22 protein-coding genes are annotated in these 22,442 nt (G+C 62.2%); 11 read left to right on the plus strand and 11 right to left on the minus strand.

The window, feature by feature from the left end:
* The first annotated feature begins 209 nt into the window (after positions 1 to 209).
* From yiaA to D0N36_RS13155, 5 genes are all read left to right on the plus strand, one after another.
* Positions 210 to 647 (plus strand): inner membrane protein YiaA, encoded by a 438-nt coding sequence (yiaA, locus tag D0N36_RS13140; protein ID WP_116942151.1) that lies wholly within the window; start codon positions 210 to 212, stop codon positions 645 to 647.
* 160 nt (positions 648 to 807) lie between these two features.
* On the plus strand, positions 808 to 1,815 hold the full coding sequence (bioB, locus tag D0N36_RS13145) for a biotin synthase BioB (protein WP_116942152.1): 1,008 nt from the start codon (positions 808 to 810) through the stop codon (positions 1,813 to 1,815).
* Positions 1,816 to 1,915: 100 nt separating this feature from the next.
* Positions 1,916 to 2,179 carry a hypothetical protein gene (locus D0N36_RS13150; protein WP_116942153.1) on the plus strand — a complete coding sequence of 88 codons (264 nt, stop codon included), beginning with the start codon at positions 1,916 to 1,918 and terminating at the stop codon, positions 2,177 to 2,179.
* Positions 2,180 to 2,208: 29 nt separating this feature from the next.
* Positions 2,209 to 2,457 carry a hypothetical protein gene (locus D0N36_RS19680; protein WP_242478911.1) on the plus strand — a complete coding sequence of 83 codons (249 nt, stop codon included), beginning with the start codon at positions 2,209 to 2,211 and terminating at the stop codon, positions 2,455 to 2,457.
* Entirely contained in the window at positions 2,375 to 3,364 is a 990-nt protein-coding gene (locus D0N36_RS13155) for an aminotransferase class I/II-fold pyridoxal phosphate-dependent enzyme (protein ID WP_242478912.1), read from the plus strand. The genes D0N36_RS19680 and D0N36_RS13155 overlap by 83 nt, the downstream gene beginning before the upstream one ends.
* A gap of 150 nt (positions 3,365 to 3,514) precedes the next feature.
* Here D0N36_RS13155 and D0N36_RS13160 read toward each other — a convergent pair whose 3' ends face one another.
* Positions 3,515 to 3,964 (minus strand): type I restriction enzyme HsdR N-terminal domain-containing protein, encoded by a 450-nt coding sequence (locus D0N36_RS13160; RefSeq protein WP_116942155.1) that lies wholly within the window; start codon positions 3,962 to 3,964, stop codon positions 3,515 to 3,517.
* Positions 3,965 to 4,146: 182 nt separating this feature from the next.
* Between D0N36_RS13160 and D0N36_RS13165 the strand changes: the two genes are divergently transcribed.
* Together D0N36_RS13165 and D0N36_RS13170 are read left to right on the plus strand one after the other, a co-directional pair.
* Complete coding sequence (locus D0N36_RS13165; protein ID WP_116942156.1) at positions 4,147 to 4,920, plus strand: AMP nucleosidase; 774 nt, start codon at positions 4,147 to 4,149, stop codon at positions 4,918 to 4,920.
* 203 nt (positions 4,921 to 5,123) lie between these two features.
* Positions 5,124 to 6,791 carry an amidohydrolase gene (locus D0N36_RS13170; protein ID WP_116942157.1) on the plus strand — a complete coding sequence of 556 codons (1,668 nt, stop codon included), beginning with the start codon at positions 5,124 to 5,126 and terminating at the stop codon, positions 6,789 to 6,791.
* Positions 6,792 to 6,942: 151 nt separating this feature from the next.
* Here the strand turns inward: D0N36_RS13170 and D0N36_RS13175 are convergent, their stop codons facing one another.
* From D0N36_RS13175 to D0N36_RS13220, 10 genes are all read right to left on the minus strand, one after another.
* A complete protein-coding gene (locus D0N36_RS13175) occupies positions 6,943 to 7,458 on the minus strand; it encodes a DinB family protein (RefSeq protein WP_116942158.1) in 516 nt (171 codons plus the stop codon).
* Positions 7,459 to 7,681: 223 nt separating this feature from the next.
* On the minus strand, positions 7,682 to 9,124 hold the full coding sequence (locus D0N36_RS13180; protein WP_116942159.1) for an MFS transporter: 1,443 nt from the start codon (positions 9,122 to 9,124) through the stop codon (positions 7,682 to 7,684).
* A gap of 89 nt (positions 9,125 to 9,213) precedes the next feature.
* Complete coding sequence (locus D0N36_RS13185; protein WP_116942160.1) at positions 9,214 to 10,035, minus strand: HNH endonuclease family protein; 822 nt, start codon at positions 10,033 to 10,035, stop codon at positions 9,214 to 9,216.
* A gap of 6 nt (positions 10,036 to 10,041) precedes the next feature.
* A complete protein-coding gene (locus D0N36_RS13190) occupies positions 10,042 to 11,343 on the minus strand; it encodes an AAA family ATPase (RefSeq protein ID WP_207190726.1) in 1,302 nt (433 codons plus the stop codon).
* A 122-nt stretch (positions 11,344 to 11,465) separates the two neighbouring features.
* The gene (locus tag D0N36_RS13195) at positions 11,466 to 11,678 is read right to left on the minus strand and encodes a glycosyltransferase family protein (protein ID WP_116942162.1); all 213 of its coding nucleotides are present in this window, start codon (positions 11,676 to 11,678) and stop codon (positions 11,466 to 11,468) included.
* Complete coding sequence (locus D0N36_RS13200; RefSeq protein ID WP_116942163.1) at positions 11,672 to 12,058, minus strand: nucleotidyltransferase family protein; 387 nt, start codon at positions 12,056 to 12,058, stop codon at positions 11,672 to 11,674. Before D0N36_RS13200 ends, D0N36_RS13195 begins: the two co-directional genes overlap by 7 nt.
* 112 nt (positions 12,059 to 12,170) lie before the next feature.
* A complete protein-coding gene (locus D0N36_RS13205; RefSeq protein WP_116942164.1) occupies positions 12,171 to 13,364 on the minus strand; it encodes an XdhC family protein in 1,194 nt (397 codons plus the stop codon).
* Between the two features lie 215 nt (positions 13,365 to 13,579).
* The gene (locus tag D0N36_RS13210; RefSeq protein ID WP_116942165.1) at positions 13,580 to 15,910 is read right to left on the minus strand and encodes a xanthine dehydrogenase family protein molybdopterin-binding subunit; all 2,331 of its coding nucleotides are present in this window, start codon (positions 15,908 to 15,910) and stop codon (positions 13,580 to 13,582) included.
* 114 nt (positions 15,911 to 16,024) lie between these two features.
* Entirely contained in the window at positions 16,025 to 17,008 is a 984-nt protein-coding gene (locus tag D0N36_RS13215) for an FAD binding domain-containing protein (protein ID WP_116942166.1), read from the minus strand.
* Between the two features lie 116 nt (positions 17,009 to 17,124).
* Positions 17,125 to 17,742 carry a (2Fe-2S)-binding protein gene (locus tag D0N36_RS13220; RefSeq protein ID WP_116942167.1) on the minus strand — a complete coding sequence of 206 codons (618 nt, stop codon included), beginning with the start codon at positions 17,740 to 17,742 and terminating at the stop codon, positions 17,125 to 17,127.
* Between the two features lie 198 nt (positions 17,743 to 17,940).
* Here D0N36_RS13220 and D0N36_RS13225 point away from each other — a divergent pair, with 198 nt between their 5' ends.
* The 4 genes from D0N36_RS13225 to D0N36_RS13240 form a co-directional block, all read left to right on the plus strand.
* Positions 17,941 to 18,459 (plus strand): hypothetical protein, encoded by a 519-nt coding sequence (locus D0N36_RS13225; RefSeq protein ID WP_116942168.1) that lies wholly within the window; start codon positions 17,941 to 17,943, stop codon positions 18,457 to 18,459.
* Positions 18,460 to 18,828: 369 nt separating this feature from the next.
* Complete coding sequence (locus tag D0N36_RS13230) at positions 18,829 to 19,296, plus strand: hypothetical protein (protein ID WP_116942169.1); 468 nt, start codon at positions 18,829 to 18,831, stop codon at positions 19,294 to 19,296.
* Between the two features lie 131 nt (positions 19,297 to 19,427).
* A complete protein-coding gene (locus D0N36_RS13235; protein WP_116942170.1) occupies positions 19,428 to 21,647 on the plus strand; it encodes a tetratricopeptide repeat protein in 2,220 nt (739 codons plus the stop codon).
* A 174-nt stretch (positions 21,648 to 21,821) separates the two neighbouring features.
* The coding region (locus D0N36_RS13240; protein ID WP_317191472.1) for a type IIL restriction-modification enzyme MmeI at positions 21,822 to 22,442 on the plus strand (621 nt) is incomplete at its 3' end.

A 22,442-nucleotide genomic window follows, 5' to 3' on the forward strand; every position in this document is an offset into this window, starting at 1 on the left:
AGCCAAAACACCTTTCAGGCCTTCAATAGAACCCTTTGTCTTCTGCACATAACTACTTATCAGCGTCCAAATCACCTGAATAAAGGATGATTGTAAAGTCTGAAATGGCTGAACCTTGGGGCTACTTGCCTGGGGTGGCCGCGTATGTTTGTGGTGTCGGACGGGTTACCGCCGGATTTGCTCTCTCCATCCTTCTAACACCAATTACCATGAACGCTCCCCTCGCCAAACCTTCCAACGCCTTTGTTGCCGCCTCCTGGTTTGCCCTGCTTGCCGGCATGGCCGCCTTCATTATCGGCCTCTGGAACGCTCAGATGCTGCTCAACGAGAAAGGCTACTACTTCACCATTCTGATGTACGGGTTGTTTTCGGCTATTTCGCTTCAGAAATCGGTGCGCGACCAGCTTGATGGCATTCCGGTAACCAACCTTTACTACGGCCTGAGCTGGTTTTCCACCATCCTGTCTATTGCCCTGCTCACGGTGGGCCTGTGGAACGCCACGCTTACGCTCAGCGAAAAAGGCTTTTACGCCATGTCGTTTCTGCTGAGCCTGTTTGCCGCCATTGCCGTGCAGAAAAACACCCGCGACGCCCGCTCCGACCAGCCCGCCACCTCGGCCCCGGAAAACCGGTTCAACGCCGAATAGCCAGCAATTCGGCGACCTAAGCAGCGGATACTCTGGCGCCGCTGAGTATCTTGCGGCTACATTTTAGCTGTTAGCTGTTGGCTATTGGCTGTTAGCTTTCCACCTGACAGCAATGCCCCGAAAGCTAACAGCCATCAGCTAACAGCTAATAGCCTAAAACATGCTCCGCACCGACTGGACCCTTGCCGAAGTAACCGCCATTTACCACCAGCCCGTGCTGGAACTCGTCAGCCAGGCTGCCGCCATCCATGCCGTAACCCAGGCCACCGGCGAAGTGCAGGTGTGCACCCTGCTGAGCGTGAAAACCGGCGGCTGCCCCGAGGACTGCGCCTACTGCCCCCAGGCTGCCCGCTACCATACGGGCGTGCAGGCCCACAAGCTGCTGCCCGACGCCGAAGTGCTGGCCTCGGCCCAGCGTGCCCGCGACGCCGGCTCCACCCGTTTCTGCATGGGTGCCGCCTGGCGCGAAATCCGCGACAACAAGGACTTTGACCGCGTGCTGGGCATGGTGGAGCAGGTGAACGGCCTCGGGTTGGAAGTGTGCTGCACATTGGGCATGCTGAACGAGTACCAGGCCGAGCGCCTGAAAACGGCCGGCCTCTACGCCTACAACCACAACCTCGACACCAGCCGCGAGAAGTACGACGACATCATTACCACGCGCACCTATGACGACCGGCTGAACACGCTGGAGCACGTGCGCAAGGCCGGCATTTCGGTGTGCTCGGGCGGCATCATCGGCCTCGGCGAAACCGACGAGGACCGCGTAGCCATGCTGCACACGCTGGCCACGCTGGCGGCCCACCCCGAGAGCGTGCCGGTAAACGCCCTGGTGCCCGTAGAAGGCACGCCCCTGGCCGACCAGCCTCGCGTGAGCGTGTGGGAAATGCTGCGCATGATTGCCACCGCCCGCATCCTGATGCCGAACACCATGGTGCGCCTCTCGGCCGGCCGCCAGGAAATGCCCGTTACCGAGCAGGCCCTGTGCTTCTTGGCCGGTGCCAACTCCATCTTCTCGGGCGAGAAGCTGCTGACCACCCCCAACCCCGACTTCGACGCCGACCAGCAGATGTTCGCCCTGCTCGGCCTCAAGCCCCGCAAGTCGTTCAAGGACGTGCCCGAGGGCGCCGTACTGATGGGCCGCGGCAAGGCGCCGGTAGAGGCGTAAGCGCCGAAGCAGCCCCCAGAACAGTGTTATGCTTTATCTGCGCGCCAGATAAAGCATAACACTGTTTTTTCTTCCCGACTTCTCTTCCTCACCACTTCCCATGGAAATCCCCTTCGACCTCAACCTTGACTATGCCTACGCCGAGAGCATCCGCCAGCAGCATGAGGCCCGCGAGGCCCAAGACCTGATTTCGGAGCTGGAGGATAAGGTTGGGTCGGCCCTGGGGCTGGTGATGCAGCGCCATGGTGTGCTGCCCGCCGTCGGCGACCGGGTAGAGGTAGATTCGGAGTGGCTGGTCATCAGCGCCCGCACCTTCGGGCAGGATGGCAGCGTGTGGCTCTCGGTGGGGCCGTTTGCGGGCTGATTGCCCCCTGCATAGCTCCGCCACTACGTATGCCGCCCGACTCCGCTTCTTCTGCCCTGCACCAGCGCCTGGCCGCCGAGCTGGCCCGGCGCGAGGCCGCCGCCACCCCGCCGCCACCTGCCCGCTCCGCCCGCACCCGGCCTCGTCGATTTCAGCTCGAACGACTACCTGGGTCTGAGCCGACACCCGCAGGTACTGGCGGCGGTCCAGGCTGCGGCCCAACTGCCCGCGGGCAGCACCGGCTCGCGCCTGCTCACCGGCAACTCGGCCGCCGCTGAAGCCCTTGAAACCCACTTGGCCAAGTTCCATGGGGCCGAGGCGGCGCTGCTCTTCAACTCGGGCTACGCGGCCAACCTGGGATTGTTCGGCGCCGTGCCCCGGCGCGGCGACACCATTCTCTACGACGAAACCAGCCACGCCTCGGTCAAGGACGGCATCCGGGCCACGCCGGCCACCTCCTGGAGCTTCCGCCACAACGATTTGGCTGACCTGGAACGCAAGGCGGCGCGGGCCACCGGGGCGGTGTTCGTGGCCGTGGAGGCGCTGTATTCGATGGACGGCGACGTAGCTCCGCTGGCCGAGCTGGCAGCCCTCTGCCAGCGTCTGGGCCTGTATTTAGTGGTCGATGAGGCCCATACCAACGGCCTCTACGGCCCCCGCGGCGAAGGGCTGGTAGCAGCGCTGGGGCTTGAGGACGCAGTATTTGCCCGTATCCTCACCTTCGGCAAGGCTCTTGGTAGCCAGGGCGCGGCCGTAGCCGGCTCCGCCCTGCTGCGCGACTACCTGCTCAACTTCAGCCGGCCCTTCATCTATACCACGGCCCTGCCCCCCGCCACCGTAGCCGGCCTCGCGGCAGCCTACGAGCTGCTGCCCGAGCTACAGCCGGCCCGCGAGCAGCTTTTCCGGCTATCCGACTACCTAAAAGCCACGCTCAATGCCGTACCGGGTCTGCACGTGCCGGCCACCAGCCACGTTATCCACCCGGTTTTCTTCACCCAAAACCCCGGCCCCGCCGCCGTGCGCGCCATAGCCGCCGCCGCCCAGGCCGCCGGCTTCGATGTGCGCCCCATTGTAGCGCCCACCGTGCCCGCCGGTACCGAGCGGCTCCGGCTCATCGTGCATTCCTTCAACACCAAAGCCGAAATTGACGCGTTGGTGGCGGTGCTAAGGTTAGCTGTTAACTAACCCAAGTTGCGGTGGGCGCTGTAGGGGCGGGGCTTGTCCCCGCCCGCCGTTCACGCCGCTTCAACGATAATCGTTCAACGGCGGGCGGGGACAAGCCCCGCCCCTACGTCGTTCCGACACCCTTACTTCCCAACCTGGGTTAGCTCTCCGCTAACAACTCAGATAAGCGGGTACTTCGCTGAGTCGCTCGTTTGTGCGGTTTACCGCATCCACGCGCCAGCAGTAGTGCTCCAGGCCGTTACTGAGCAGCAGCAGTGGGGCGCCGATGGTGAGGTTGTAGGTGGCAATCTGGTGGGCGACGGCGGGGGTGATGGGCACGGTGGGGCGCTTGCACTCCACCAGCAGCAGCGGCTGGCCGGTGGCATCGAGGGCCAGCAAATCGGTGCGTTTCTGGCGCTGGTTGTACTGGTGGCCGCGTTCCAGGCTCAGCAGCCCCTTGGGGTAGCCGCGGTGGTTGATGAGGTAATGCACCAGATGCTGGCGCACCCACTCCTCGGGCGTGAGCACCACGTGGCGGCGGCGCAGCACGTCCCAGATTAGCAACTTTTCGCCGCTTTGTGTAACTTTGGCTTCGAAAGGCGGCAGATTCAACTCTTGCATCACCTACAAAGGTACGGCCCCGGGGTATGTCTCCCGCTTTTCATTCCGTGCCGTCGATTCCCCATTCCGGGCACCGACGGCTTTTTTGTACCTACCCTTTTCCGGCCGACTGAGCTGGCCGCTGCTCCAGGCTGCTGCCGGTTGCGGTGTAACCTTATCTTTCGCAACCCTAACCCTTTCGTATGAAGACTAAAGCTGACATTGTTAAAAACTGGCTCCCGCGCTATACCGGAGTCGAATTAGAGGAATTCGGACAGTACATTCTGCTCACCAACTTCGCGAACTACGTGACCATGTTTGCCGAGCAGTTCGGCACCGAAGTGCGCGGCCTCGACAAGCCCATGCAGACGGCCACGGCCAACGGCATCACCATCATCAACTTCGGCATGGGCTCGCCCATGGCGGCCACCGTCATGGACCTGCTTTCGGCCATTGAGCCCAAGGCAGCCCTGTTTCTGGGCAAGTGCGGCGGCCTCAAGAGCAACACCAAGCTCGGCGACCTGATTCTGCCCATCGCCGCCATCCGGGGCGAGGGTACATCGGACGACTACCTGCCGGCCGAAATTCCGGCTTTGCCCTCCTTCCGTTTGCAGCGGGCCGTGAGCAGCGTCATCAAGAAGTTCGAGCTGGACTATTGGACCGGCACGGTGTACACCACTAACCGCCGCGTGTGGGAGCATGACGACGCGTTCAAAGAGTACCTGCGCCAAGTTCGGGCCATGGCCGTGGATATGGAAACGGCGACCATCTTCACCGTAGGCTTCGTCAACGGCATCCCCCACGGTGCGCTGCTGCTGGTGAGCGACAACCCGATGACGCCCGAGGGCGTGAAAACGTCGGAGAGCGACAAGAAAGTAACTGCCGGTTACGTGAAGAATCACCTGAAAATCGGCATTGAGTCGCTGCTGGAGCTGAAGAACTCCGGCGAGTCGGTGAAGCACATGCGCTTCGACTAAGCGCGGCTTTTTAGAAGCCGAGAAGAACGTGTCATCCTGAGCGGAGCGAAGGATCTTATCACGCTTGAACGAGTCGTTGTTACGGTCGTTCGAACGTGATAAGGTCCTTCGCTCCGCTCAGGATGACACGTTCTTTTTTTCGCTGTTATCTTTCTCAGCGGCTTTTCCCCGACCTTCCCGTTTCCAACCTCTCTCCCGCTTCTATGCTTCCACATTTTCGCTCATTGCTGGCCCTGCCGCTGCTGGCCGCCGTTTTTAGCGCCTGCCAATCCACCTCAAACGGCAACCGCCAGCCGGCCGATTTGCTCGTGTACAATGCCACGGTGTACACCGTCGATTCGGCGTTCAGCACGGCCCGGGCGTTTGCCGTGAAGGATGGCAAGTTTGTGGGCGTGGGCACGGCCGAGGAGCTGCGCGGGCAGTTTGAGGCCAAAGAGGAAGTGGATGCGAACGGGCAGTTCATCTACCCGGGTTTCTACGACGCGCACTGCCACTTTTACCGCTATGGCTTAGGCCTGCGCGACGCCGATTTGGTGGATACCGACTCGTGGCCCCAGGTGGTGGCGAAGCTAAACCAGCAGCGGCAGCAGTACCCGCAGGCAGCCTGGCTCACCGGCCGCGGCTGGGACCAGAACGACTGGCCCGGCAAGCAGTTCCCAACCAAGGACACGCTCGACGTGCTGTTTCCGAACACGCCGGTGTTCATTGTGCGGGTAGACGGCCACGCGGCCCTTGTGAACCAGAAGGCGCTCGATTTGGCCGGCATTACAGCCCGCACCCCCATCAGCGGGGGCACAATTGCCAAAGATGCGGCCGGCCGGCTCACGGGTTTGCTGGTGGATAATGCCGTGGATCTGGTGTCGGCCAAAATACCGGCGCCCGGCGCGGCCGAGGCTGAAACTGCTCTGCTCGACGCGCAGCAGCGCTGCTTGGCCGTGGGCCTGACCAGCATGGCCGACGCGGGCCTCGAAAAGGCCAACGTCGAGCGCCTCGACCAGCTCCAGGAGGCTGGTAAGCTCAAGGTGCGCCTCTACGTCATGCTGGCCCCTACCAAGGAGAACAAGGATTTCTACCTCAAAAACGGCCCTATCTTCAAGGACCGGCTCACCGTCAACTCGTTCAAGGTGTACGCCGATGGGGCGCTGGGCTCGCGCGGGGCCTGTTTGGTGGAGCCCTATAACGACAAGCCCAAGGAAACCGGCTTCCTGCTCTCCACTGAAAAGGAGTTCCGCGAGTTGGCCCGGCTGCTGGCTTCCAGCAAGTTCCAGATGAACACCCACGCCATCGGCGACTCGGCCAACCGGCTCATCCTCAACATCTACGGCGAAGTACTGAAGGGCCAGCCGGACCGGCGCTGGCGCATCGAGCACGCCCAGGTGGTTACGGCGGCCGATATGGGCAAGTTCGGGCAGTTCGGCATAGTGCCTTCGGTGCAGCCCACCCACGCCACCTCCGATATGTACTGGGCCGGCGAGCGGCTGGGGGCCGAGCGCCTCAAAACGGCCTACGCCTACGAGCAGCTGCGCAAGCAGTACGGGCAAGTGGCCATCGGCAGTGATTTTCCGGTCGAGGATATCAACCCGCTCTTCGGCTTCCACTCGGCCGTGGCCCGGCAGGATGCCAAGAACTACCCGGCCGGTGGTTTCCAGCCCGAAAACGCCCTTTCGCGCCCCGACGCTTTGCGCGGCATGACCACCTGGGCCGCTCACGCCGCCTTCGAGGACAAGCAGAAGGGCAGCATCAAACCCGGTATGGCCGCCGACTTCGTCATCCTCGACACCGACCTGCTCAAAGCCCCCAACGAAAAACTCCGCACTGCCAAAGTACAGCAAACCTGGATTGCGGGCGAGAAGGTGTTTTCAGTGAAATAGATAGAAAAGCCGCACGTCATTCAGAGCGAAGCGAAGAATCTCGCGTGCTGATATTGCAATAGTAGCCCTGCGTTAGGATTACTATCACTGTGTCAGCACGCGAGATTCTTCGCTTCGCTCTGAATGACGTGCGGCTTTTTAATTCCCTCCCTTACCAGTTGGGCTCATCGGCCGAGGGACCGTACATGGCGGGAATCGGCACATCGAGCAGGCGCAGATACACGCTGAGCTGGCCGCGGTGGTGGATGCTGTGGTTGAGGCCCATGATGCGAATGGCCGTGGCTTTGGGGTATTCGAGTAGTGTCTGCTCGCCGCGGTGGAGGCGGAAGCTGTGGGTCAGCTCCTCGTCGGTGGATTGCTTCAGGGCCGCCCGCAGGCTGGCGCTATACTCCTCGAAGCGGGCCATCAGCTCCTCGTGGTTTGTGGGCGAGGGGCCGGGCTTGGGGCCGTTGGGGTCGAGGAAGTCGCGGCTGCTATGCTGCACGAACAGCTGCTTAAAGGCCAGCAGGTTCACGATGTGGGCCGCCAGCTGGCCGAGCTTCATGCTTTTGGGGTGCGGCTGGAAATCGGCCTGCTCGTAGGGCACTAGTGCCAGCAGTTTGCGGGTGGTAGCCAGCTCGTGGTCGAGCTCGGCGAGGATGTTCTGTTGTAGCGAGGAAGTATGCATGGTGGAAGTGAAGGATAAAAATTGCAGGTTAATGATGGCCGCGAAGGACTGAGGCTTTCAAATCGTCATGCTGAGCGAAGTCGAAGCATCTCTACCCCAACAGTATATGATGACTATTGCGGTAGAGATGCTTCGGCTTCGCTCAGCATGACGGGCTGACTTGAATTCGCGGCTTTCTACATAGCTTCAGTTCTCACTTTCGTTTTTTATTTCCCCTGATTTCCTACAGCTGTGGGCTGGTGGGTGAGGCGGGCGGGGGGCCGGGGAAGGTATCGGGGGCGGTTGGCGAGTCTTCGCGGAGCTTGCGGCCGCGCAATTGGAGCAGGAAAACCAGGCCCAGGATGAAGAATACGATGAGCGCCAGGATGCTGTAGCGCATGTTGCCGCCCATTATTTGCGAGATGCCACCAAACACCAGCAGGCCGATAACGATGCCTACTTTCTCGGTAACGTCGAAGAAGCTGAAATAGGCCGCCGGGTTGGGCGTGTTTTCAGGGATGATTTTGGAGTAGGTGGAGCGCGAGAGGCTCTGCACCGCGCCCATTGTGAGGCCAATAACTGCCGCCAGCGCGTAGAAGCTCCAGCCGGCCTGCACGAAGTAGCCGGCAATACAAATCAGCATCCAGATAAATACCGCCCAGCTTAGGGCGCGGGTGTTACCGATGCGTTCGGAGAGTTTGGCGAACAGATAGGCGCCCAGAATACCCACTATCTGCAGCAGCAGAATAGTCATAATCAGGGCGGAAGTTTCCAGCTTTAATTCTTCCGAGCCGAAGAGTGTGGCCACGTACATCACCGTCTGCACGCCCATATTGTAGGTGAAGTAGGCCAGCAGGAAGCGCTTGAGGTTGGGCTGGCGCTTGGTTTCTTCCCAGACCTTGCCCAGCTCGCGGAAGCCGTTGAGCAGCCAGCCCGAATCGTTGGTGGCTCCGGCGGGGCGGCCGGGGTCGGCGGGCAGGGTGGCGAAGGGAATCTGGGCGAAGCCGGCCCACCAGATGCCGGTGAGCAGGAAGCTCAGGCGGGTGGCTTCGCCCACGCTCAGCCCAAACAGCGGCGTACCCGACAGCGTAGGCCCCTGGATAAGTATCAGGCAAGTAACGAGCAACAGCACCGAGCCGATGTAGCCCATCGAGAACCCGCGCGCCGAGAGCGAATCGAACTTCTCCTCCGACGAAATATCGGGCAGGTAGGAGTTGTAGAATACAATGGAACCCGAGAAGCCCACCGTCGCCATGATGAAGATGACGACCCCCAGCGTGAACGTGCTGGCCTCAAAGAAATACAGCCCCGCGCACGAGGCTGCCCCCAGGTAGCAGAAGATCTGCATAAACAGCTTCCGCCGGCCCGAATAGTCGGCCAGCGCGGTGAGCAGTGGGCTGATGAGGGCAATGACCAAGAAGGCCGCTGACACCGAATAGTTCTGGAGCGAGGTGCCCGGAATGCTCATACCGAGGAACTCGACGGGCGTTTTGCCACTGTCGGTGCCCGTGATGTCCTTTACTACCGAGCCCCAGTAAATGGGGAAAATGGAGCTGGTAATCACCAGCGGATACACTGAGTTGGCCCAGTCGTAAAACGTCCAGCCGCGGGTGATGCGCTTGTCGTCTTTGGGGATGGTTTGAACGCCGGGTTCGGCGGACGAAACGGCGGCGGTAGCGTCGCTCATATAGGCAGGGGATTGGGCAGTGGTGCGGGCAAGATAACGGGATTTCACGGTTGCGGTTGCTGCCTTTACTGCCAACTTGTTCCCACGCCTTAGTGCTGTGGCAAGTGCGGGAAGTTGGCCCGTACCATTCCGGCATACTCGGCCGGGTCTAGGGCGGCTTCCTGCCATATCTGCCGGGCCTCTGCGGCGGCTTCTTTTCCCTCTGCTACTGAAAGGCCTAATTCTGTCAGGAACTCCTGTTCTCGTTCCTCAAGAGGCGCCATAAACTTCAGCGCGCCCACTATCCGCGCGTAAAACAACTCTTTCAGGCGGTCTAATCGGCTCTTTATTAAATCGGGCCGATCGAGGCCAAAAGCCTGGATGCTGGCTTCCCCCCGATCATCCAAGGCCTTGATGGCATCCTGCACGAAGGTTATGTGTAGCGCAGGATTATCGAGCGCGGGATGTAGCAGCAGCGCTTGTTCCCGGTTCAGCGCTTCGGTATGCATGAGGGCCCGGGTGGCAGGGTCGCGTAGAGGGAAGTAATTGCCTTTGTATTCCTGGTTGCAGAGCTGACAGGAGAAGAGCAGGTTGGTCCACTCGTAGGCTAGCCAATAGTAGCCAGGTTTAGATAACGGGCCTCTCCAATCCTGCTGATACCCCGCTTTGGGCCGGAAGTGCTCTACGTCGCCGTAGCTTGTGGCAGTGAACAGCGATTCGCAGTAGCAACACTTTTTATGCTGGTCGAGGCGCAGTTGCTCCTTCACCGTCGCATCGTTGTAAATCCCATCGCGCGACTTCAGGCGCGTGTTCTCGGGAGCCCGACAAGCCGCAGGATCGGCAGTATAGAGCTGCTCCAGCTGCCGCAGGTGCCGGGTGCCGCGCCGACCAAGAATGGCCGGTTCGGTCGCGCTTTTAGTTACCTGAATCATATGCGGCTAGTGCAGCAAGTCATCTTCTTTCAGGTTGCGGGCCAGCCGGGCCAGCAGACTTTCCACCCGCCGCTCGGGGGCCGTATCGCCAATGGGAGCTTGCGCTACTTTGGCGTTCAGCTCGGCCAGCTGCTGCTTTTCGGCGGCCGTGAGGCGCTTTTTCAGAAGCAGCTTGTTACGCAGCGCCAAGTCATCCTCAGTCTGCCGCGAGAGAGTGGTCACGTCCTCGAACAGCTCACTATTGAGAATCTGATCTACCCGCCATCCTTGCACATCAATCGGGTTCTGGCGCACGATGGTCTGGTCGCCTTCCCGTTGCAGCAGCACCACGTTGGCCCCCTCGTCGCCGGCGGCCTGCACCACCAGGGGGCTATGGGCGGTGGCAATGAACTGGGTGTTCTTGAAGATGCCGCTCAGGAAGCCCAGCAGCTTGCGCTGCCAGCTCGGGTGCAGGTGCAAATCAATTTCATCAATGAGCACAATGGCCGGCTCTTCCAACGGATTCGGGCTATCGGGATAACGCAGGAACAGCTTGCTGGCAAAGTCCGTGAGCCATACGACAAGAGTTTGGTAGCCCAGGCTCATATCGCGCAAGCGCACCCAGCCGAAGTGAGTGAGAAGCTCTAGTTGTTGTTCATCTTTCTCATTACTCTTAATTTGAATATCGAATACTTCGGGCAATACAATTAGCAAGGCTTGCCGCACACGCTCTAGCTGCATTAAAGCGCTCTTAGCACCATTTTTATTTACATAGGAACTAAGTGTCTTTTGCAGAAACCATTCTTCTGGATTAAGCAAATCAGCTCGGTCATTGAAAAGGCTAATACAATTATCATCCTCGCTATTATGCTGTGCTCCTATGTTTGTATCTCCTACTATTCTACCTGCACCGTATCCATAACAGATCAAACTTGAAGGGTTTTTTCCCCTAGTCATCATACCAGCATTCCTATGCTTGCGCACTGTCATTTCTACTATGGCAATTTTTGAATCAGTATTTTCTTCTAATAACTTCTTTCCTTGTCCAATAATTGAGGTCAAAATAGCCGGACTTTCACTTCCATATCTGAATGGTTGCCAACCGTAATTAGCATAGCGCCATAAGGCTGGTAAAGCAGTATTGGTAGTCTGCTCACCACTAACAAACGGGCGCATTTCTGTAACCATTCCTGCCAATACTCTCAACACCGTCGTTTTCCCCACTCCATTATCCCCTAGAATAATTGTCCACCGTGCGGGGCGGCCGTCGGGGCGGGCGAAGGAAATTGGTTGTATCTCGCCGAAGCTGCGCACGTTTTCCAGGCTCAAGGAGAGGAAGTAGGCGGGCGGCGGGGTATGCGGGGTGGAAGGCATGGCAACGGGAACAAGGGGTAGCAGCAGCTAGTAGCAGGCCGATCCAAAAGTAACAGACCCAACGGGAAACAATGTCCTTACTTTTCGCCCGCCAGCAGCGCCGCGTACTGGGCCTCGGTATCCACATCAACAGCTCCGGCCGGGAAAGTTACGGCGGCTACCAGCGCCGAATGCTGCCTGAGCAGTTGCCCGGCTCCGGCGGCAGCTGGTAGTTGCCGGAGCAGCGGCAGCGCCTCGGAGCCAAACAGCACCGGTACACCCAGCGTGTCGCCGTACTGGCAGGCTACCATGGCGCGGCCGTGGTGTTCCGTGCTTCGGCCAACTGCTCCAATAACGCGGGCGTTACGTGGGGCTGGTCGCACAGCATCACCACGACATCCGTAAAGGATACTCCCAGACTTTCGAGCGCGTGCAGGCCGCACTGGATGGATGCGCCCATGCCGGCCGGCCAGTTGGGGCAATGCTGCACCACGAGCGGCAAACCGGCCAACTCGGGCAACAGGGCCTCGTGCAGCGCGCCGGTAACCACCACCACCGGCGCGCCGGTCGCGGCGGCCACTGCGGTTTCGGCGGCCCGGCGCAGCAGTGTCCGGCCCTGGTACATCAGCAACTGCTTGGGTCGCCCCAGGCGCGAGGAGGCCCCGGCAGCCAGAAGCAGAATAGCGGGCATACGATGGGAGTAATAGGATGTAGGGGCGAAGCTAAGCCCCGCCCGCCGTTGGACAACTGTTCAAACGATAGTTCCACATGTCCCAAAAGGCAGGCGGGGACAAGCCCCGCCCCTATAGCTCGCACACCGCCTCTACCTTCCCCTCGGGCACCAATGGGGCATCGGCCTGCAATGTGGGGTGAATGGGATGGGGCGAATCACGTAGGAAACCGGCGGGGCGGCCCGTGAGCACGGCCTGGATTTCGGCCACGATGGAAAGGGCAATTTCCTCGGGCGTTTCGCCGCCCAGGTTCAGGCCGATGGGGCTGTGCAGGCGGCTTTGCAGCTGCGCGGCGGCATCAGGCGTTTCCTTCACCAAATCCTGCAATAGCCGCTCGTACTTTTTACGCGGGCCCAGCAGACCGATGTAGGGTGTGGTGGCATCGGGCAACAGGTGGCGCAGCACCGCCAGGTCGTAGTAGTAGTTGTGGGTCATCAGCAGCGCAAAGGCCCCATCATAGGGCTGTTGGGCCACTTGTTCCAACGGCAGCACCCGCACGGCGTGCGCCTCTGGAAAGCGGGCCGGCTGCACCTGGGCCGGGCGGCCGTCCACTACCGTTATGCGCCAGCCCAAGCCGGCGGCAACCCGCACCAGCGGCTGCACGTCGTTACCGGCGCCGTACACGGTAAGGCGCACGGGTGGGCGCAGGATTTCCAGGCTCACGCGCACAGCCCCATTTCCGCCCGGGTAGTGGCGGGTAGCGGGGCGACCAGCCACCAGCGCGGCCCGGGCATCGGCCAGCAGCGGCTGGTATAAGGTGGCCGTATCGGGCAACGTGCCCTGAATTTCTCCGTCGGCCAGCAACAGCAGCCGTTGACCCACCTGTACTTCATCACCAGGCCCCACCCCGGCAAACACAGTGGCTACTACGGCCGGGGCGTGGGCGGTGGCAGCGGCCCAACGGCGCAGCAGCTCCAGCGGGTTGTCGGGGTCCTGGAAGTCGAGGGGTTCGAGCAGAATCTGCACGATGCCCTGGCAACCCAGCGCGGCCCCGAATTGCAGGTCGTCGTCGGGGTCGGTCGAGTCGTAGGTGACCAGCGCGGGGCGGCCCTGGCGGATGGTGCGGCGGGCCCGGCGGCGGGCGTCGCCTTCGAGGCAACCCCCGCTGATGGCTCCGGTCAGCTGGCCTTCGTCGGTAACCAGCATCCGGGCCCCAGGGCGGCGATACGCCGAGCCGGCCACATCCACCACCGAGGCCAGCGCGCACGCCCGCCCCGCGGCGCGGTGCTGGTCGTAGGCATGGAGCAGGCGTTCGAGTTCAGTCATTTAGTTTGAGCTGTTAGCCATTAGCTGATAGCTGTCAGCTTTTTGTTAAGGTAACTCCAGTTGCGAGCACGATGTAGGGGCGGGGCTTGCCCCCGCCCGCCGTCAGCACAACGTGTTAAACAGCTGTTGGGATGCCCCACAAAGCCAGTTGCAACGGCGGGCGGGGACAAGCCCCGCCCCTACATCGTGTTAATAGACCTGCTTCTCAGCAGAAACTACGCCGGCAGCCGCATGGCTTCCAACACCTTATCGGGCGTCATTGGGAGGCTGCGCAGGCGGCGGCCGGTGGCGTTGAACACGGCGTTGGCTACGGCGGCGGTTACGCCGACCATGCCCAACTCGCCAATACCCTTTACGCCCAGCAAATTGATGTAAGGGTCGGTTTCGGGCACGAACTCCACCTGCATGTTGGGTATGTCGGCGTTGACGGGGACGTGGTAGCCGGCCAGGTCGGCGTTGGTGTAGCGGGCGAAGTTGGGGTCACGGAACGTGTCCTCCATCAAAGCCGCCCCGATGCCGTAGATAGCGCCACCGGTCATCTGGCTGGTGGCGGTTTTCAGGTTGAGAACGGTGCCCGCGCCGTGCACGCCCACCCAGCGCGTTACGCGAATCGTACCCAGGTCGGGGTCGACTTCCACCTCGCAGAAGTGGGCGCCGAACGAGTGCATGGAGTGGCCGCCGGTTTTTTTCTCCTTGTTGTCGTTGTTCGGGTCGGCACCGTTTTGGCCGAAGTTCTTCTCCTCGTAGCCCGCCCCGTATCGGCCGGTGCCGCTGCCCTCAATGTCGGGCTGGCCGCTGCGGCCCAAAGCTGCCACCAAGGTTTCGCCCTTCTTGGGGTCTTTGATGAGGAACATGCGGCCCAGCTCCACCTTCACATCGGTGGGCTTGGCCTTGTAAAGCGGCGACTTCTTATCAGCCACCGCCATTTTTACCATCTTATCCCATACATCCTGCGCGGCGGCCATGATGGACGAAGCCACAGTGCCAGCCGCCACCGAGCCGCCCGAACCGGGGGCCGTGGGCAGGCGGGTATCGCCCAGCTCGAAGCGGATTTTCTCGGGCGGTAGGCCCAGCGCGTCGGCCGAAACCTGCGTCATTACGGTGTAGGTGCCGGTGCCCAGGTCAGTGGCGCCAGCCTCCACCACGGCGTGGCCGTCGGCGAATAGCCGCACGCGGGCCGTACCCTGCGAGCTATGCACGGGGTAAGTGGCGCTGGCCATGCCGTGGCCTACCAGCATCCGGCCCCGGCGCGTCTGGCCGGGCTTGGGGTTACGCTTGTCCCAGCCGAATAGCTCGGCCCCGCGGGTGTAGCACTGCTTCAGGCTCTTGCTGCTCCAGGGCTTGCCGTTGCTGTGGTCGTGGTCGGCGTAGTTGCGTAGCCGGATTTCAAGCGGATCGATGTTGAGCTGGTTTGCCAAATCGTCCATCGACGACTCCAGCGCAAACGAGCCGGGGCCCTCGCCGGGGGCCCGCATCCACACCGAAGTCATCACGTTGGCCCGGGCCAGCTCGTACACCGTCGAGTAGTTCTCGCAGGCATACAGCATGTCCATAATCTTGCCGTTCGACTCGGTGTAGTTGTCCCAGGGCGAGGTAGTGGCCTTTTTCGTGTGTACTATCGACACCAGCTTGCCGTCGGCCGTAGCGCCTAGTTTCAGGGTTTGCTCCTGGTCTTCGCGGTGTCCGACGCCGGTAAACATCTGCTGGCGCGTGAGGGCCAGCTTCACCGGCCGGTTCACGGCCCGGGCCGCCAGCACCGTGAGAATGGTGTGGGGCCAGAACGAGCCTTTGCAGCCGAAGCCCCCCCCGATGTACTTGGTCACGACCCGAATCTGCTCGCGCGGCATGCCCAGCAGCTCAGCCAGGTTGCCCTGGTGCATGGTCACGTTCTGGCTGGCCTCGTACACCGTCAGCTTGTCGGCGCCCTCCCACACGGCCAGCGTGGCGGCCGACTCCATGGGGCTGTGGTGGTTGATGGCGTGCACGTAGGTAGCCTCGTGCTTCAAGGCCGCGCCGTCGTAGGCCTGCTGCGGGTTGCCGCGCACCACGTGGGCGTCCTTCTTGCCGCTCTGGATTTTCTGGGGGTCAAACAGCTCGGCCTTGGGGTCGAGGTAGGAGTCGATGGGCGTTTCGACCTGGTAGGTTACCTTGATGAGGGCGGCCGCCTGGGTGGCCGCCTCCAGCGTGGTGGCCACTACAAGCGCCACCGGCTGGCCGGCGTACTGAATCTGGTTGTCCTGCATGGGCAGGTAGCTCTGGGCCGCCCGCCACTTCTCAATCTGCTTGGGCGTTTTGGCCGGCTTGGGCAGGTTTTCGTGGGTGAAGATGTTGAGTATGCCCGGCTCCTTGGCCGCCCGCGAAGTGTCGATGCTGGTGATGCGGCCCTTGGCAATAGTGCTGGTTTTGAGCACCCCGTGCACCGTACCGGGCACGTTTATTTCGGCCGAGTAGCGGGCCGCGCCGGTTACCTTGGCCGGGCCGTCCACGCGGTCCAGGGGTTTACCGACTACGTTGGTGGGCGCGTTTTCTTTCTGGTTGGTTTCCATTTGATTCAGACTTGTTTCACGCAGTGTCTCGCGGTGGATTACGCAGGGTTTCGGGGTGGCCGTTCACTGCGCGACACTGCGCCGCCCACTGCGAGACACTGCGTGAAAGCTATATTAAACGGCTACTTCACTGAGAGCCCGTACCAGCGTATTCTTCGCCATTTCTATCTTATAGGCGTTGTGCTCGCGCGGCTTGGCTCCGCGCAACGCCAGCTCGGCGGCGGCCCGGAACGTGGCCTCGGTGGCGGGTTTGCCCACCAGCATCTTCTCGGCCTCGGAGCAGCGCCAGGGCTGGGCCCCCACGCCACCCAGCGCCACGCGAGCCGCCCGGATGGTACCACCCTGCACTTCCAGCCCCACCGCCGCCGATACTAGCGCGTAAGCGTAGGAGGCCCGGTCGCGCACTTTCAGGTACTTCGACTTGCGCGCCGCCTCAGTTTGTGGGATGGTCACGGCCACAATCAGCTCGTCGGCTTCGAGCACCGTTTCGCGCTGGGGCGTGGTGCCGGGCAGCAGGTAAAACTTGGTGATGGGCACCTGCCGCTGCTTGCCCTTGGCGTTTTCCAGCGTCAGCACCGCGTCGAGGGCAATGAGGGCCACCGAGAGGTCGCCGGGGTAGCTGGTGGCAATGCAGGTTTCGCTGGTACCCAGAATGGCCAGGTTGCGGTTGTCGCCTTCCAGGGCCGGGCAGCCGGTGCCGGGCTCGCGCTTGTTACACGGAAACGCGGTGTCGCGGAAGTAGCCGCAGCGGGTGCGCTGCAGCACGTTGCCCCCGATGCTGGCCATGTTGCGCAGCTGCGCCGAGGCCGCCAGCAGCAGCGACTCGGCCACGGCCGGAAACTGCTGCGCCACCAGCGGGTGCGCTCCCACGTCGCTCATACGCTCCAATGCCCCGATGCGCAGCCCGTCCTTGGTCATCTCAATGCCCCGGAATGGCAGCAGGTTCACGTCGATAAGCTGGTCGTGGTTTTCCACATTCGACTTCATCAAATCGAGCAGCGTGGTGCCACCGGCAATAAAGGCCGCCGACTTATCGTCGCGCTTGGCGGCGGTAGCCTCCTTGGCTTTATCGGCCTGGATATAGGAGAAATTATTCATGGCTTATTGGGGGTCTGGGCGAAGGAATAGTGCTGTAGGGGCGGGGCTTGTCCCCGCCCGCCGTTGAACGATGCGGGAAAGGACCGTTCAACGGCGGGCGGGGACAAGCCCTGCCCCTACCCCATCTTGGTTTTAGCCTCCAGAATGGCGGCCGTGATGTTGGGGTAGGCGCTGCAGCGGCAGATGTTGCCGCTCATCCACTCGCGTACTTCGGCCTCGGAGCCGGCGTGGCCCTCCTGCACACAGGCAACGGCCGACATAATCTGGCCCGGGGTACAGTAGCCGCACTGGAAACCGTCGTGCTTGAGGAAGGCGGCCTGCATGGGGTGCAGCTCGTCGCCTTTAGCCAAGCCCTCGATGGTGGTAATTTCCTTGCCCTGGCTCATCACGGCCAGCGTGAGGCAGCTGTTTACCCGGCGGCCATCTACCAGCACGGTGCAGGCGCCGCACTGGCCATGGTCGCAGCCTTTCTTCGAGCCCGTCAGATCGAGGTATTCGCGTAGGGCGTCGAGCAGCGTCACGCGGGGCTCGGCCCGGATGCTGCGCACGGTGCCGTTCACTTTCAGGCTAATGGTCGACACGCCTTCTACTTTCTTCGAGAGGGCCGTCAGGCGTTCGGCCTGGCTGAGGAACGGCGGGGCCAGGGCCAGCCCCAGAAAGCCGCCGGCCTGTTTCATAAAGGTGCGGCGCGAGCCGTCGGGGTTGAGCGGGGCGGGGGTCGTGGGGGCAGACATAAAGCAGAAACGGAGTAGAAGAAAGGCCCACTACCGAGGCAGGCAGACGGCTAGTATCGGCATACGCAACCCGCCGGGCGGGTGTTCACCATGGACGGCGGTTACCAATGGTTTAGTCGGTAAAACCTGCCTTTGGTCGTTATGTTGCGTTCGTCGGGCCAGAATAAGCGCCGACCGTTAGCTTGCCACCGGAACCACATGCAGCTTTGCGGGCAGTCAGACCGTCCTGTCGGCTTCATCCGCCACCCGCTGGCTGCCCCCGACCTACTCCGCCGCATGCTTCATCAGTATATTCCTGCTTTCTGCCTGCAAACCGACACCGATTCGGGTATGCTGCGGGTGGAGTACCAGATGGGGGCCGAATCGGCGCTGCGACGCCCCGACGTGACGGCCCTGCTGGCGCTGGCCCGCGCGCACACCGTTCGCCGCCTGCTCATCGATATGCGCACCGTGCCGCTGCTGACGGTGTACGACGAGCTGTGGCTGGGCACGCACTTTATGCCCGCCCTGCTGGCCATGCCCCTCGAACGGCTGGTGCTTATTGTAGGCAGCCACCAGACCTACCACCAGCTGGCCATTGATGCCCTCCACGACTTGGTAAAGCCTTCCATCGGCTTCGACTCGCAGTATTTCGACGACCCCGAAACGGCTCTGTACTGGCTCACCGACGATGCCCCCCAGGTGCCCGCGCTGCTGGCCGAGTGGGCCGGCCGCTAACCCGACTCGGCATCAACCCCTCTGGAAGCAACTTTGTGCTACCCGACGAAGCTTCCTTTCCGAACTCATCCGGCCAAGGGCAGTGACGGCCCAAAGTATAGCAGTTTGCTGAACGGTGTATCTGAATCTGTTCAGCAGGCGACAGGCAAGCAGGCTGACCAGCCTGCTTGCCTGTCGCCTATTATAGCTTAACGATGAGCCCCCAAACAGCACGTCGCAACATCACGACAGTACCTTTTCACCTATCCGGAATAGATGAATAAGCATTTCAATTTACTATGACTTTATTTATAATATTTTTAATTATTAGATAAAATGTGTTATATTACTTAATCAAAATACTCTCTTAACTATCTCACCTTCTTGGTTATGAACGACCCCGCTTCTCCCCTCACCCGCGCCCAGGATGCTATCAACAGCAACATTCAGGAGATATTCTTCTCGTCAGCCACCTGGAAGCACGCGGTTGAGTTCTACGAGAAACTGACGGGCGTGTCGCCAAATCCGGCCGGACCGCCCACGGCGGTGTTCCAGTCGAAGCTGGGCTACGAGATTCGCGTCACGCAGACCGACGATAAAAACACGCTTGCTGAGCAGACAAACAATAGCATCTTCTTCTTTCCCGTGGGTAATCCCCAAGATGTAGGTAGCGCCATAGATGCGGCTAGAAGCTTTGGCGCTATGGTTATCATACGATCCATTACAATGGACGTGTTTCCCGTGGTAGAGCCGCCTATGCTACGGCGCCTCACTATGGGCATGGCCCGGTTCCAAACGGGCCAGCAGGCTACGTCGGACGATACGACCGTGGGGGCTATCCACAACCCCAACTGGTAGGCCGGACCGGCAGGCGCAACCGCCACCCAGGCCCCGGGTGACGGAAGGCGACCGGCAGCATTCGTTTTTCAGGGGCCCGGGGTGCGGCAGCGGCCGGCCCCGCGCTGTTCTGAATTCCTGAGTCCACACCCATGAAACCCTTCCTGATTGCCCTGCTGCTGAGCCTGCTGGCAACAGCGCCGCCCGCGTTCAGCCAACTGGCTGGCCCCGACAGCCTGCGGCAGCTGCTGCGCACCCAGCGCCGGCCCGATACCCTGCGGGTGCGGCGACTGCAGGCCCTGGCGCATTACCTTAAAACTACCGATGCCGAACAGGCCACCCAGGTAAGCCACCAGGCCCTGCGGCTGGCGCGGGCCCTGTCCGATTCGGTGGGGCAGGGCGAGGCCATGCTGGCACTCAGCAACCTGTACCGGCGCCAGAACCAGTTTACGGTGGCCCACCGATATGCTCGGCGGGCTCAGGCGCTTCATGCCCGGCGCCATGGCTACCAGGGCGAGGGCCGGGCCTGGCTGGAGCTGAGTACCCTGGCTATGGTGCAGGTCCGCCCCATTGAGGCACTGGCCGCCGCGCTGCGGGGCCTACCCCTGGCCGAACGCGCCCACGACCTGCGGACCCAGAACCGGCTCAAGCTGGTCATCGGCACCACGTATTTCCAGACCGGCAACTACGACGAAGCCCTGCCGGCCCTGAAAGCCACGCTGCGCATTGGCCGCCAGCTCGGCGACCACCAGATGGTACTGACTGCCCTGAGTACGCTCGGCGACGCGTACCAGATGCTGAGCGACTGGCCCCGGGCGCTGAGCTGCTACCAGCAGGCACTGCGCCTGAACCGGCAGCAGGGCGACCAGCAGGGTGAGGCCGGCTCCGAAATAAGCCTGGCTGAAGTGTACAGCCGGCTGGGCAACCCGGTGGAGGCCCTGGCCCATGGCCAGCGGGCCCGCCAGCTGGTGCGCACCCACCACGACGACTACAACCTCTCGGGCCTGCAGCTGGCCCTGGCCCGCGCCTACCAGCTCCGGCAGCAGCCCGACAGCACGCTGGCGCTGGCGCATTCGGCGCTGGCGCTCAGCCAGCGCCGCAGCAGCAACAGCAACAGCATCAGCCGCGAGGCGGCCCGGCTGCTGGCCGAAACCTATGCCGGCCAGCGCAAATTCGGGGAGGCCTACCGCTTCCGGACGCTGCAGATGGCCTACGACGATACGCTGTCGGGGGAGGATACGCAGCGCCGCACCAGCGCCCTGCGCTACGGCTACGAGCTGGATAAGCGGCGCAACCAGATTGTGCTGCTCACCAAAACCCGCCAGCTTCAGACCCAAAAAGCCGCCCGCCAGCGCCAGCATATGTACGGCCTGCTGGCGGGCCTGGGGGGCGTGCTGCTGCTGACGGCGCTGCTGATGCGCAACATCTACCTCAAGCAGGTCAGCAACCACCGCCTGCAGGAGAAGAGCGAGGAGATTGCCGCCCAGCGCGACCACCTCGACCAGACGCTGACGGAACTAAAGGCCACCCAGGCGCAGCTGGTGCAGCACGAGAAGCTGGCCTCGCTGGGCGAGCTGACGGCGGGCGTAGCCCACGAAATGCAGAACCCGCTCAACTTCATCAACAACTTCTCGGACTTGAGCATGGAGCTGCTCGACGAGCTGGCGGCCCAGCTGGACAAGGAATCCCTTTCGGCCAGAGGGCGGGCCCTGAGTGCGGAGCTGCTGGCGGAGCTGCACGAAGACCAGGTCCGCATCAACCAGCACGGCCACCGCGCGGCCCGCATTGTGAAAAGCATGCTCAAACACTCGCGCGCCAGCAGCGGCCAGGTCCAGGAAACTGACCTCAACACTCTGGCCGAAGACTGCCTGCATCGGGCTTACCAAAGCTGGCTAACCGAGCACCCGGGGTTCAGTACGCACTTTACCCTGCACCTGGCCCCTCACCTGCCCCGGCTGCGGGTGGTGCCCCAGGATGTGTGCCGGGTGCTGCTTAACCTGCTGGCCAACGTGTTTTATGCCCTGCGCGAAAAACAGCGGCTGCTGGGAGCCAACTTCCAGCCCGAAGTATGCCTGCGCACGCAGCAAACGGCCACCGAGGTGCGCATAACGGTGCGCGACAATGGCACCGGCATGACGCCGGCCGTGTGCAAGCACGTGTTCGAGCCCTTCTTCACCACCAAGCCCACCGGCGAAGGCACCGGTCTGGGCCTGTCGCTGAGCTACGATATTATAACCAAAGGCCACCGCGGCACCCTGAGCGTGGAAACCCAGGAAGGCGAATACACGGAGTTCGTTATCTGCCTGCCGCTGGCGCTGGCGCATCCGGCCGAACTGCTGCCCGGGCCTAAGCCAGTGGCCACGGCGGCATAACCCCACCCCCTAACCCCCTCCCCGGTGGGGAGGGGGGACTAGTTTTTAAAATATCATCTAGTCCTATAAAATTAGAATCTAGTCCCCCCTCCCCACCGGGGAGGGGGTTAAGGGGTGGGGTTAACGCGCGGCTCCCTATCTTCCCCGCCCCATTATCCTACTACCCCGCTACCCTTGACTTACCCTGAGTTTGAAGCCCGCTGGAAGCCGGCCGGCGGTGCGGAGCGCGCCAACTATGGCCTGTTCCTGCAAGACCTCTGCGACCTGCTGGGCGTGCCCCGCCCCGACCCCACCACCGACGACCCCGCCCACGACCACTACGTGCTGGAACGGGCCGTGACCTTCGCCGACGGCCCCAAGCAAAGCACCGGCCGCATCGACCTGTATAAGCGCGGCTGCTTCGTGCTCGAAACCAAGCAGGGCACCGACACGCCCGACCAGCAGCTGCGCCAGGAGCGGGCCGAGCTGGGCCTGGAGCCCGCCAAACGCCGCAAGGGCCACGCCGTGCGCGGCACCGCCAAGTGGGCCGAAATGATGCAGGCCGCCCGCCAGCAGGCCCTCGGCTACGTGCGCGCCCTGCCCCCCGACGAGCCCCGGCCCCTGTTCGTGCTGGTGGCCGACGTGGGCTACTGCCTCGACGTGTACAGCAACTTCGCCGGCGCGGCGACTCGTTCGTGCCCTACCCCGACCAGACCCGGTTCCGGCTGCCGCTGGCGGCGCTGGCCGACGAAAAGCACCCCGCGCCATGCTGCGCCAGCTGTGGCTGGCCCCCCCCGCGAGCTGGACGCAGCCCGC

This window comes from Hymenobacter lapidiphilus, assembly GCF_003417065.2.
GTDB lineage: Bacteria > Bacteroidota > Bacteroidia > Cytophagales > Hymenobacteraceae > Hymenobacter.

What these genes read in the sequence shown, in the direction of transcription:
- bioB (WP_116942152.1), top strand. Translation starts at nt 808, where the DNA reads ATGCTCCGCACCGACTGGACCCTTGCCGAAGTAACCGCCATTTACCAC.
- D0N36_RS13165 (WP_116942156.1), top strand. Translation starts at nt 4,147, where the DNA reads ATGAAGACTAAAGCTGACATTGTTAAAAACTGGCTCCCGCGCTATACC.
- D0N36_RS13235 (WP_116942170.1), top strand. Translation starts at nt 19,428, where the DNA reads ATGAAACCCTTCCTGATTGCCCTGCTGCTGAGCCTGCTGGCAACAGCG.
- D0N36_RS13230 (WP_116942169.1), top strand. Translation starts at nt 18,829, where the DNA reads ATGAACGACCCCGCTTCTCCCCTCACCCGCGCCCAGGATGCTATCAAC.
- D0N36_RS13225 (WP_116942168.1), top strand. Translation starts at nt 17,941, where the DNA reads ATGCAGCTTTGCGGGCAGTCAGACCGTCCTGTCGGCTTCATCCGCCAC.
- D0N36_RS13215 (WP_116942166.1), bottom strand. Translation starts at nt 17,008, where the DNA reads ATGAATAATTTCTCCTATATCCAGGCCGATAAAGCCAAGGAGGCTACC.
- D0N36_RS13195 (WP_116942162.1), bottom strand. Translation starts at nt 11,678, where the DNA reads ATGGTAGCCTGCCAGTACGGCGACACGCTGGGTGTACCGGTGCTGTTT.
- D0N36_RS13205 (WP_116942164.1), bottom strand. Translation starts at nt 13,364, where the DNA reads ATGACTGAACTCGAACGCCTGCTCCATGCCTACGACCAGCACCGCGCC.
- D0N36_RS13210 (WP_116942165.1), bottom strand. Translation starts at nt 15,910, where the DNA reads ATGGAAACCAACCAGAAAGAAAACGCGCCCACCAACGTAGTCGGTAAA.
- yiaA (WP_116942151.1), top strand. Translation starts at nt 210, where the DNA reads ATGAACGCTCCCCTCGCCAAACCTTCCAACGCCTTTGTTGCCGCCTCC.
- D0N36_RS13200 (WP_116942163.1), bottom strand. Translation starts at nt 12,058, where the DNA reads ATGCCCGCTATTCTGCTTCTGGCTGCCGGGGCCTCCTCGCGCCTGGGG.
- D0N36_RS13160 (WP_116942155.1), bottom strand. Translation starts at nt 3,964, where the DNA reads ATGCAAGAGTTGAATCTGCCGCCTTTCGAAGCCAAAGTTACACAAAGC.
- D0N36_RS13220 (WP_116942167.1), bottom strand. Translation starts at nt 17,742, where the DNA reads ATGTCTGCCCCCACGACCCCCGCCCCGCTCAACCCCGACGGCTCGCGC.
- D0N36_RS13170 (WP_116942157.1), top strand. Translation starts at nt 5,124, where the DNA reads ATGCTTCCACATTTTCGCTCATTGCTGGCCCTGCCGCTGCTGGCCGCC.
- D0N36_RS13175 (WP_116942158.1), bottom strand. Translation starts at nt 7,458, where the DNA reads ATGCATACTTCCTCGCTACAACAGAACATCCTCGCCGAGCTCGACCAC.
- D0N36_RS13150 (WP_116942153.1), top strand. Translation starts at nt 1,916, where the DNA reads ATGGAAATCCCCTTCGACCTCAACCTTGACTATGCCTACGCCGAGAGC.
- D0N36_RS13180 (WP_116942159.1), bottom strand. Translation starts at nt 9,124, where the DNA reads ATGAGCGACGCTACCGCCGCCGTTTCGTCCGCCGAACCCGGCGTTCAA.
- D0N36_RS19680 (WP_242478911.1), top strand. Translation starts at nt 2,209, where the DNA reads ATGCCGCCCGACTCCGCTTCTTCTGCCCTGCACCAGCGCCTGGCCGCC.
- D0N36_RS13185 (WP_116942160.1), bottom strand. Translation starts at nt 10,035, where the DNA reads ATGATTCAGGTAACTAAAAGCGCGACCGAACCGGCCATTCTTGGTCGG.